Raw genomic sequence first — 9,667 nt, 5'->3', positions numbered from 1 at the left:
CTGCTTGCCCGCCTTGAAGTCGGCGCCGGACTTCTTGTCCTTGAACGCCTTGGGGATGTCCAGCTCCACCCCGCCGATCGCGTCCACGATCTTGGGGCCATGGCAAGCAATGAATCGCGCCAGGTCTCGGACCTGGAGACCCTCAAGGCGTTCGGGCACCCCCTGCGGATGAAGCTGTACCGGCTGCTCTACATCTCCCGCACGGCCACCGCCTCCCAGCTCGCCGAGCAGGTCGACGAGGCCGTCTCGCTGGTCAGCTACCACCTGCGCAGGCTCGCCGACCACGGCCTGATCGAGGAGGCCGAGCAGCAGGGCAGGGACGGCCGGGAGCGCTGGTGGCAGCCCGCCTCGAAGGGGCTGAGCTTCCGCGAGGAGGACTTCAGCGACGCACCCGAGAAGGTCGCCACGCACACCGCGGTCGGCCGGCTCTCCCTCGACCAGCGCAGCGAGCTGTACCGCCGCTACATCGACTCGGCCCAGAGCTGGTCCCAGGAGTGGCGCAGCGCCTCCTCAGGCTCTGAGTACCTGGCCCGGCTCACCGCCGAGGAACTCGCCGCGCTCAACCGCGAGGTGCACGAACTGATCGACCGGTACGAGGAGCTCGGCCGTGCCCGCGACGAGGCCGGGGACACGGAAGGCCGCGAGAACGTCGCCGTGCACCTGTACGCATTTCCGTTCCGCATCTGAACCGGCGACCCGAGAGGACCCTCATGACCGTCACCGAAACAGCCACGAAAACCCCCGAGCGTCCCGCCCACCGCGACGGCAACGTCCTGCGCTGGCTCGGTGCCTACACCGCTTCGATGATCGGCGACAGCGTCTACTACATGGCACTCGCCTGGGCCGCCGCCCGCAGCGGCAGCGCCACCCAGGCCGGACTCGTCCTCGCCGTCGGCTCCATACCCAGGGCCCTGCTGATGCTCGGCGGGGGAGTGCTCGCCGACCGGATCGGACCGCGCCGCGTCGTCATCGGCAGCGACGCCGCCCGCTGCCTGGTCGTGCTGGGCCTGGCCGGCGCACTGCTGGTCACCTCGCCCGCCGTGTGGATGCTGATCGCCGTCGCGCTCGTCTTCGGCGTGGTCGACGCCCTCTTCCTGCCCGCCGTCGGCGCCCTGCCGCCCCGGATCACCGCCGCCGGACAGCTCGCCCGCGTCCAGGGGCTGCGCGGACTCGCCTCCCGTGCCGCCAACGTCGTCGGAGGCCCGCTCGGCGGCGTCGCGGTGGCCGGCGGCGGCCCGACCCTCGCGTTCGCCGCGGCCGGGGTGCTCTTCGCCTTATCGCTGCCGCTGCTCCTGTCCCTGCGGATCAGCCCACTGCCCACCCGGGAGACCGCCGAACCGTCCGGCACCGCCTGGCACGACCTGGCCGACGGGCTGCGCCACATCCGCCGTCACCCGGTGCTCGGACCGCTGATGCTCACCGTCGCCCTCAGCGAACTGGGCTTCGCGGGGCCGCTCAACCTCGGGCTGATCCTGCTCGCCCGCGAGCGCGGCTGGGGCGCCTCCGGCATGGGCTGGATCGTCGCCGCGTTCGGGATCGGCGCAGGTGCGTCGGCCCTGCTGCTCGCCGTGCGCGGCCGGGTGCCACGGGCCGGGCTCGTCATGTGCCTGACGGTGCTGTTCGGTGCGGTCGCCATAGCGGCCCTCGCCTACATGCCCTCGGTGGGCCTCGCCGTCGCCGTCGCCGTCTGCATCGGGCTCTTCGCGGGCCTCGGCGGCTCTCTGTGCGGCGCCCTGACCCAGACGGTCACCGACCCCGCCTATCTGGGACGGGTCACCTCCGTCTCGACGCTCTTCACCCATGCGATTGCACCGCTCGGCTTCCCGGTCACGGGAGCCGCCGTCGCCGCCTGGGGGACGGGCCCGGTCTTCGTCGTCAGCGCCGCGGTGTGCGCGGCGGGGGCGACGGCCGGTCTGGCCTTCACCCGGCTGCGCCGTGCCGAACTCCCGCGCTGATCCGGACCCGTACGCCCTACATTCCCAGTTCCGCCGTGTGCAGCCGGGCCATCGCCTCCTTGTCGCCCTCGAGGTCCACCGTCGCCGCGTCCTGCCGGCCGAACGCGAACAGCAGCAGCTCGCCGGGCTCGCCGGTGACCGTCACGACCGGGGTGCCCTTGTGCGCCACCGCCGTCTGGCCGTCCGGGCGGCGCAGTACCAGCCCGACCGGGGACTTGCGGCCCAGCAGCCGGGCCGTCCTCTCCGCGCGCGACCACAGCACATCGGCGAAGACCGGGTCCAGCTCCCGCCGCGACCAGTCCGGCTGGGCCCGGCGCACATCCTCCGTATGGACGTAGAACTCGACGGTGTTGGCGGCCTCGTCGATCTGCTTCAGGCCGAACGGGGACAACCGCGGCGGTCCGGTACGGATCAGCTGGATCAACTCTTCGTACGGCTTCGCCGCGTACTCCGCCTGCACCCGTTCGAGGCGGTTCTTCAGCAGGCCCAGCACCACCCCTCCCGCCGCGTCCGGCCGGCGCTCGCGGACCACCACATGGGCGGCCAGGTCCCGCGTCGTCCAGCCGTGGCACAGAGTCGGGGCTTCCGGTCCCGCCGCCTCCAACAGGTCGGCGAGCAGAAGTCGTTCACGCTTCGCATGGGTCGACATGCTCGCCAGCGTACGACCGTTGCACGCGGTCCGCCCAGTGGACGCTGCACAGAACCGCTCCCGCGGCCACGGCACAATGGGCGCATGACCAGCGCGCCCACGCCCAGCACTCCGCCGCCGTCCGGCAACCTCGACCCGGCCATCGCCGCCCGCCTCAAGCGCGGCGCCGACGGCCTCGTCCCGGCCATCGCCCAGCAGTACGACACCGGTGAGGTGCTGATGCTCGGCTGGATGGACGACGAGGCCCTGCACCGCACCCTCACCACCGGCCGCTGCACCTACTGGTCCCGCAGCCGTCAGGAGTACTGGGTCAAGGGCGACACCTCGGGCCACATCCAGCAGGTCAAGTCCGTCGCCCTCGACTGCGACGCCGACACCGTCCTCGTCAAGGTCGACCAGACGGGTGCCGCCTGCCACACCGGCGACCGCACCTGCTTCGACGCCGACGTTCTCCCGCTCACCCAGTAGGGTCGGCCGCCATGGATCTCGATACCTTCCGCAAGCTGGCCGTCGACCGGCGCGTCATCCCCGTCAGCCGCCGGCTCCTCGCGGACGGCGACACCCCGGTCGGGCTCTACCGCAAACTCGCGGGCGAGCGCACCGGCACCTTCCTCCTCGAATCCGCGGAGAACGGCCGGACCTGGTCGCGCTACTCCTTCATCGGGGTACGCAGCGCCGCCACCCTCACCGCATGCGACGGACAGGCCCACTGGCTGGGCACCCCGCCCGTCGGCGTCCCCGACGACGGCGACCCGCTGCAGGCCCTGCGCGCCACCATCGAGACCCTCCACACCCCCCACGACCTGGTCGTCGACGGCGGACTGCCCCCGTTCACCGGCGGCATGGTCGGCTACCTGGGTTACGACATCGTGCGCCGCCTGGAGAAGATCGGCGACAGCGTCGAGGACGACCTCCACGTTCCCGAGCTGACGATGCTGCTCACCTCGGACCTGGCCGTTCTCGACCACTGGGACGGCAGCGTCCTGCTGATCGCCAACGCGATCAACCACAACGACCTCGCGACCGGCGTCGACGAGGCGTACGCGGACGCCGTCGCCCGTCTCGACGCCATGGAGCAGGACCTCTCGCGCCCCGTCGAGAACGCCCCCGCCCCCCTCCCGCCGTCCGAGCTCCCCCCGTACACCGCGCTGTGGGGCGGCAAGGCGTACCAGGACGCCGTCGAGGACGTGAAGGAACGCATCAGGGCCGGTGAGGCCTTTCAGGTGGTTCCCTCCCAGCGCTTCGAAACCCCGTGCACGGCAAGCGCGTTGGACGTCTACCGGGTGCTGCGCGCCACCAACCCGTCGCCGTACATGTACCTCTTCCGCTTCGACGGCTTCGACGTCGCGGGCTCCAGCCCGGAAGCCCTTGTCAAAGTCGAGAACGGACGCGCCATGGTCCACCCGATCGCCGGGACCAGGCACCGCGGCGCCACCCCGCAGGAGGACCAGGCGCTCGCCGACGAACTCCTCGCCGACCCGAAGGAACGCGCCGAGCATCTGATGCTCGTCGACCTCGGCCGCAACGACCTGGGGCGGGTCTGCGAACCCGGCAGCGTCGAGGTCGTCGACTTCATGTCGATCGAGCGGTACTCGCACGTGATGCACATCGTCTCCACCGTCACCGGCCGCGTCGCCGAGGGCCGCACCGCCTTCGACGTCCTCACCGCGTGCTTCCCCGCGGGCACCCTCTCCGGCGCCCCCAAGCCCCGCGCGATGCAGATCATCGAGGAGCTCGAACCCACCCGCCGCGGACTGTACGGAGGCTGCGTCGGCTACCTCGACTTCGCCGGGGACTCCGACACCGCCATCGCGATCCGGACCGCCCTGCTCCGCGACGGCACGGCGTATGTCCAGGCCGGAGCGGGTGTCGTCGCCGACTCCGACCCGGTCGCCGAGGACACCGAGTGCCGCAACAAGGCCGCCGCGGTGCTCCGCGCGGTGCATACGGCCAACCGGCTCCACGGAGTATGAGGCGGTAAGGGATAGTGGAGAACGTGAGTGCTGTCCCCGTACCCCAGCCCCGTGCCCGAGCCGCCACCGCGCCCGACGCCACGGGAAGCCGCCGCAGTCTGGCAGCCGGCCTGCTCCTCGGGGCGGCCGGTGCCACCGTTGTCCTGCTCGCCTCCGGCCAGACCTGGGCCGAGGGCCGGGCGGCCGTCGGTGGCGGCTCCCTGCCGCTGACCGCCGACGGCCAGGACGTCACCGGACTTCCCGCGGCCCTCGCCATAGTCGGCCTGGCCGCCCTCGTCGCCGTCTTCGCCGTGCGCGGCGGAGGCCGGACGGTCGTCGCCGGGCTCCTCGCCCTCAGTGGCCTCGGCGCCGGACTGAGCGCCTACCTCGGCGCCTCTGACAGCGCGGCGCTCGACGAGAAGGCGGCGCGGACCACTGGCGACGCCTCGGCGACGATCGACGCCCTCAGCCATACCGCGTGGCCCTATGTCACCGTGGCCGGCGGCCTGCTGATCCTCCTCGCCGGTCTGCTCGCCCTGCGGTACGGGACGCTCTGGCCCACCTTGTCGGGACGGTACGAACGGGACGGCACCCCCCGCCCCCGCAAGGCCGCCCGCACCGTCCCGGACCCGGACCGGCCCGAGGACCTGTGGAAGGCCCTGGACCGCGGCGAGGACCCGACGCGCGAGGCGTGACCCCCCGCTCACGTCCTACCGGCACGTACGGGACAATGAAGCCGAGCTTTCTGCACAGCGGCACCTGCTTTGCGTACAGCGATATCAACAGCCCATCACCAACAAGGAGCAACTCATGGCGGGCAGCAGCCACGGACACACCCCGGCCGCCTGGACCGGTGTCATCATCTCCTTCATCGGCTTCTGCGCCGCAGGCGTCTTCATGGTCGCGGCCAGCCCGATCGGCTTCTGGGTAAGCATGGCCATCATTCTCCTCGGCGGGGTCGTCGGCCTCGCGATGAAGGCCGCGGGCCTCGGCATGCCGAAGGAGTCGGCGGAGATGGCCGCGGCCAGGGCCCGCGCCTCGCAGGCCCAGATCTCCTGACGCACGCACCACCCGTACGAATGCGAGGCGCAGCCCGGCCCGGGCTGCGCCTTTCCGCATCAGCGGGGACAATCACCGGGTGGACGCATCGCCTACTTCACCCGCCGCATCGTCGGCGCCGGGCTCCCGGCCCGCCCCCGGCCACCCGTCGATGTCCGGATGCCCCCCGACGCGCGACCGGCAGCCGTCCCCGCCGCTCTTCCCACCGGCCCCCGTCCCCGTCTCGCGTCTTTGGCGGCTCGCCACCCCGGTGGGAGTCATGGCCGCCGTCATCGGGGCGTTCGGCTACGTCGGTGCCGTCGACCCCAATCAGCCGGGCCACTACCCGGTCTGCCCACTGCTCCGCTTCACCGGCCTGTACTGCCCGGGCTGCGGCGGTCTGCGCAGTGCCCACGCCGTCGCGCACGGCGACATCGCCGCCGCCCTCGGCACCAATGCGCTCGCCGTCGTCGGCTACGGGATCTTCGCCGTCCTCTGGGTGGTCTGGATGGCCCGCGTCTCCCGGGGAAGGCCCATGAGCATCGCCGCGAAGCCCGTCGTCTGGTGGGGGATCGGGGCCGTGCTGCTGATTTTCTCGATCGTCCGGAATCTGCCGTTCGGATCAGTACTGGCGCCTTGAATGCCCAGGTAGTGGGACATTCGTCTACCGGATTCGGGCCCTACGGCCTCCTGCGGATAGCATTGACATGGCTGATCCTGTTCCCTCATCACCGTCCCGGAAGGGGGCCGCTCGCGTGAGTGTGCTCGACGAGATCATCGATGGCGTACGCGCCGACCTCGCAGAGCGGCAGGCGCGTGTCAGCCTCGACGAGCTGAAGGAACGCGCGGCCCGCGCTCCTGCGGCCAAGAACGGAGTCGCCGCCCTGCGCGGCGAGGGCGTGACCGTCATCTGTGAGGTCAAGCGCTCAAGCCCTTCCAAGGGGGCACTTGCCGCGATCGCCGACCCGGCCGCGCTCGCCGCGGACTACGAGGCGGGCGGCGCGTCCGTCATCTCGGTCCTCACCGAGGAGCGCCGCTTCGGCGGTTCCCTCGCCGACCTGGAGGCCGTCCGCGCCAAGGTCGACATCCCGATCCTGCGCAAGGACTTCATCGTCACCTCGTACCAGCTCTGGGAGGCCCGCGCCTACGGCGCCGACCTCGCCCTGCTGATCGTGGCCGCCCTCGACCAGGAGGCCCTGGTCTCCCTGATCGAGCGCGCCGAGTCCATCGGCCTGACGCCGCTGGTCGAGGCGCACGACGAGGAGGAGGCGGAACGCGCTGTGGACGCCGGAGCGAAGATCATCGGTGTCAACGCGCGCAACCTGAAGGACCTCAAGGTCGACCGCTCCACCTTCGAGCGCGTCGCCCCCGAGATCCCGAACCACATCGTCAAGGTCGCCGAGTCCGGCGTTCGCGGCCCGCACGACCTGATCGCGTACGCCAACGCGGGCGCCGACGCGGTGCTCGTGGGCGAATCCCTGGTCACCGGCCGCGACCCGCGGGCCGCCGTCGCCGACCTGGTCGCCGCCGGCGCCCACCCGGCGCTCCGGCACGGACGGAGCTGACCGCAACCGTGTCCGCCGACCGTCCCGCGCCCCGTATTCGGCCGGGCCTGCGCCTGGCCGCGGTGACGGCCGCCCGGGACCCGCACGCGCCGCTGGCGCGCGGCTGCCGCCCCCGCGGCTGCCGTGCCCCCGCGCGCCGCGTGCTCGGCCGGCGCGTGCGGTATGTGATCGGCGACGAGCCCGGCCAGGTCAACGGCATGCGATGGCGCACGGGGTCCGCGCTGTAGCGAGCCCCGGCCGACGTACCGCACCACTCTTGATCGTACGTACGACCGCACCGTCCGACCGTTCCCGGTCGCGGCGGCGCTCCGCTCACGGCGCATACGGTGAACCCACCCATTGCAATGTCGAGGAGCACGTCGGATGTCATCTGACTTCTTCATCCCGGACCCGGAGGGTCTGATCCCCAGCGCCGAGGGGTACTTCGGTGCGTTCGGCGGCAAGTTCATCCCGGAGGCGCTCGTCGCCGCCGTGGACGAGGTCGCCGTCGAGTACGACAAGGCCAAGGCCGACCCGGCCTTCGCCGCAGAGCTCAACGAGCTCATGGTCAACTACACCGGTCGCCCCAGCGCGCTGACCGAGGTCCCGCGCTTCGCCGAGCACGCGGGCGGCGCCCGCATCTTCCTCAAGCGCGAGGACCTGAACCACACCGGTTCGCACAAGATCAACAACGTGCTGGGCCAGGCGCTGCTCACCAGGCGCATGGGCAAGACCCGGGTCATCGCCGAGACCGGCGCCGGCCAGCACGGCGTCGCCACCGCGACCGCCTGCGCGCTCTTCGGCCTCGAATGCACCATCTACATGGGTGAGATCGACACCGAGCGGCAGGCGCTGAACGTGGCGCGGATGCGGATGCTCGGCGCCGAGGTCATCGCCGTGAGGTCCGGCTCCAGGACCCTGAAGGACGCCATCAACGAGGCGTTCCGCGACTGGGTCGCCAATGTGGACCACACGCACTACCTCTTCGGCACCGTCGCGGGACCGCACCCCTTCCCCTCCATGGTCCGTGACTTCCACCGCGTCATCGGTGTCGAGGCCCGCCGCCAGATCCTGGAGCGGACCGGCCGGCTGCCGGACGCCGCCATCGCCTGTGTCGGCGGCGGCTCCAACGCCATCGGGCTCTTCCACGCCTTCATCCCGGACGCCCATGTCCGGCTGATCGGCTGCGAGCCCGCCGGACACGGTGTGGAGACCGGCGAGCACGCGGCGACCCTGACCGCGGGCGAGCCGGGCATCCTGCACGGTTCGCGCAGCTACGTCCTCCAGGACGACGAGGGCCAGATCACCGAGCCGTACTCCATCTCGGCCGGTCTCGACTACCCGGGCATCGGCCCGGAGCACGCGTACCTCAAGGACATCGGCCGCGGCGAGTACCGCGCGGTCACCGATGACGCCGCCATGCAGTCACTGCGCCTCCTCTCCCGTACCGAAGGGATCATTCCGGCCATCGAGAGCGCCCACGCGCTGGCCGGAGCCCTGGAGGTCGGGAAGGAACTCGGCAAGGACGGACTGCTCGTGGTCAATCTGTCCGGCCGCGGCGACAAGGACATGGACACGGCAGCCCGCTACTTCGGGCTGTACGACGGGACCGACGGGGTCGTCGAGGCCGATGTGGCCGACGGGGAAGAGGAGGTCACCAAGTGAGCGGCAATGTGGAGTTGTTGAGTTCTTCCCTCGCACAGGCGAAGGCGGAGAACAGGGCCGCGCTCATCGCGTACCTCCCGGCCGGCTTCCCGACCGTCGACGGCGCGATCGCCGCCGTGAAGGCGGTCGTGGCGGGCGGTGCGGACATCGTCGAGGTGGGGCTGCCGCACAGCGACCCGGTGCTCGACGGCCCGGTCATCCAGACTGCCGACGACATCGCCCTGCGCGGCGGTGTGAAGATCGCCGACGTGATGCGTACGGTCCGCGAGGCGTACGAGGCGACCGGTGTCCCGATCCTCGTCATGACGTACTGGAACCCGATCGACCGGTACGGCGTCGAGCGCTTCACGGCCGAACTCGCCGAGGCGGGCGGCGCCGGGTGCATCCTGCCCGACCTGCCGGTCCAGGAGTCCGAACTGTGGCGCGAACACGCCGACAAGCACGGTCTCGCGACCGTCTTCGTCGTCGCGCCGAGCAGCAAGGACGAGCGCCTCGCCACCATCACCGCGGCCGGCTCCGGCTTCGTGTACGCGGCCTCGCTGATGGGGGTCACCGGCACCCGCGAGTCCGTGGGCGAGCAGGCCCAGGACCTGGTCGCGCGCACCCGCGCCACGACGGCCCTCCCGGTCTGCGTCGGCCTCGGCGTCTCCAACGCACGACAGGCCGCCGAGGTCGCGGGCTTCGCCGACGGGGTGATCGTCGGCTCCGCCTTCGTCAAGGGCATGCTCGATGCACCCGACGAGGAGGCGGGCCTGGCCGCGGTTCGCTCCCTGGCGGGCGAACTCGCCGAAGGCGTTCGAAAGCGCTGAATCGGGTGTAATCCAAACGGGTGGACCTCGACCCGGGGAGGCACGTACGTGCCTC

General features: G+C 71.5%; 12 protein-coding genes. 11 read left to right on the top strand and 1 reads right to left on the bottom strand.

Annotation, left to right across the window (positions count from 1 at the left end; all coding sequences use genetic code 11):
* Positions 1 to 99: 99 nt before the first annotated feature.
* Positions 100 to 687: an ArsR/SmtB family transcription factor gene (locus ABTZ94_RS33635; protein ID WP_351206611.1), complete on the top strand. Its 588-nt coding sequence runs from the start codon at positions 100 to 102 to the stop codon at positions 685 to 687.
* 23 nt (positions 688 to 710) lie between these two features.
* The gene (locus tag ABTZ94_RS33630) at positions 711 to 1,955 is read left to right on the top strand and encodes an MFS transporter (protein WP_351206609.1); all 1,245 of its coding nucleotides are present in this window, start codon (positions 711 to 713) and stop codon (positions 1,953 to 1,955) included.
* Positions 1,956 to 1,971: 16 nt separating this feature from the next.
* On the opposite strand, the gene ABTZ94_RS33625 is transcribed toward ABTZ94_RS33630, so the two are convergent.
* Entirely contained in the window at positions 1,972 to 2,604 is a 633-nt protein-coding gene (locus ABTZ94_RS33625; RefSeq protein WP_351206607.1) for a TIGR03085 family metal-binding protein, read from the bottom strand.
* 84 nt (positions 2,605 to 2,688) lie between these two features.
* Here ABTZ94_RS33625 and hisI point away from each other — a divergent pair, with 84 nt between their 5' ends.
* From hisI to trpA, 9 genes are all read left to right on the top strand, one after another.
* Positions 2,689 to 3,072, top strand: a complete 384-nt coding sequence (gene hisI, locus ABTZ94_RS33620) for a phosphoribosyl-AMP cyclohydrolase (RefSeq protein WP_351206605.1) — start codon at positions 2,689 to 2,691, stop codon at positions 3,070 to 3,072.
* Between the two features lie 11 nt (positions 3,073 to 3,083).
* Positions 3,084 to 4,577, top strand: a complete 1,494-nt coding sequence (locus ABTZ94_RS33615) for an anthranilate synthase component I (RefSeq protein ID WP_351206603.1) — start codon at positions 3,084 to 3,086, stop codon at positions 4,575 to 4,577.
* A 14-nt stretch (positions 4,578 to 4,591) separates the two neighbouring features.
* Positions 4,592 to 5,251, top strand: a complete 660-nt coding sequence (locus tag ABTZ94_RS33610) for a TIGR02234 family membrane protein (RefSeq protein WP_351206601.1) — start codon at positions 4,592 to 4,594, stop codon at positions 5,249 to 5,251.
* Between the two features lie 115 nt (positions 5,252 to 5,366).
* Positions 5,367 to 5,615 carry an HGxxPAAW family protein gene (locus ABTZ94_RS33605; protein WP_351206599.1) on the top strand — a complete coding sequence of 83 codons (249 nt, stop codon included), beginning with the start codon at positions 5,367 to 5,369 and terminating at the stop codon, positions 5,613 to 5,615.
* A gap of 79 nt (positions 5,616 to 5,694) precedes the next feature.
* Positions 5,695 to 6,234: a DUF2752 domain-containing protein gene (locus tag ABTZ94_RS33600; protein WP_502967353.1), complete on the top strand. Its 540-nt coding sequence runs from the start codon at positions 5,695 to 5,697 to the stop codon at positions 6,232 to 6,234.
* 115 nt (positions 6,235 to 6,349) lie between these two features.
* Positions 6,350 to 7,159, top strand: a complete 810-nt coding sequence (trpC, locus tag ABTZ94_RS33595; protein ID WP_351206597.1) for an indole-3-glycerol phosphate synthase TrpC — start codon at positions 6,350 to 6,352, stop codon at positions 7,157 to 7,159.
* A 35-nt stretch (positions 7,160 to 7,194) separates the two neighbouring features.
* Positions 7,195 to 7,386 (top strand): tryptophan biosynthesis modulator TrpM, encoded by a 192-nt coding sequence (trpM, locus tag ABTZ94_RS33590; RefSeq protein WP_351206613.1) that lies wholly within the window; start codon positions 7,195 to 7,197, stop codon positions 7,384 to 7,386.
* Positions 7,387 to 7,522: 136 nt separating this feature from the next.
* Complete coding sequence (trpB, locus tag ABTZ94_RS33585) at positions 7,523 to 8,803, top strand: tryptophan synthase subunit beta (RefSeq protein WP_351206595.1); 1,281 nt, start codon at positions 7,523 to 7,525, stop codon at positions 8,801 to 8,803.
* Entirely contained in the window at positions 8,800 to 9,612 is an 813-nt protein-coding gene (trpA, locus tag ABTZ94_RS33580) for a tryptophan synthase subunit alpha (RefSeq protein WP_351206593.1), read from the top strand. The genes trpB and trpA overlap by 4 nt, the downstream gene beginning before the upstream one ends.
* The last annotated feature ends 55 nt before the right edge of the window (positions 9,613 to 9,667 follow it).

The organism is Streptomyces sp. NPDC002785 (assembly GCF_040295565.1).
GTDB lineage: Bacteria > Actinomycetota > Actinomycetes > Streptomycetales > Streptomycetaceae > Streptomyces.
The sequence above is the reverse complement of the archived record's forward strand: the minus strand, read 5'-3'. Positions and strand labels throughout refer to the sequence as shown.